Genomic DNA, 583 nt, shown 5'->3' on the forward strand with positions numbered 1-583 from the left:
GAGTTTATTAATTCGATCTGCTTTGGCTACGGATGTGTGATCTTTCCAGAGGACGAACATTGCATTTGGGTTGTGCTCAAACTCAGGAAGCAGCGCCAAAACAGTGCCGTTTTCATCTATTGGAGCCGGTGTTGAGCCTGTTGTGTCGACGCCTATGCCGACAACAGAATCGGCCAGAGTCCGTGGCACTGTAGCCAGTACCTCTTGGATTGCGCTGGTCATTGCATCCAAATAATCTTGCGGGTGATGTCTGAATTGCGATTGCGCGGGTTGGCAATATAGCCCCTTCATCCATCGTGAGTAGTACACCACAGACGAGGAAACTTCCTGGCCTGTTTCGGCATTAACAATAAGCGCACGTACGGAGTCCGATCCGAAGTCCAAACCAATTACATGCTGCTGATGTGTATTTATTGTGTCCATGACAACTCCAACTTTTTGGTCAGCAAACTAAATCTACTTGTTGTTATAGCTAGAGCAGGTGGGTTATCCCATAAATAGGGTTGCTAAGTTTATGGACAAAAACGTCACTGGGTGTTTTTTGTGTCCGTTTTAACACCTTTCTATATTGCTCAAAAATTAA

The 583-nt window shown here is 45.5% G+C and carries 1 protein-coding gene; it reads right to left on the minus strand.

Annotation, left to right across the window (positions count from 1 at the left end; genetic code table 11):
- Positions 1–423, minus strand: a 423-nt coding sequence (locus R7Q11_RS28040; protein WP_263857222.1) for an FGGY family carbohydrate kinase, incomplete at its 3' end; no start/stop codon positions are given.
- Positions 424–583: the final 160 nt, after the last annotated feature.

It is taken from the genome of Vibrio sp. 970, assembly GCF_033339075.1.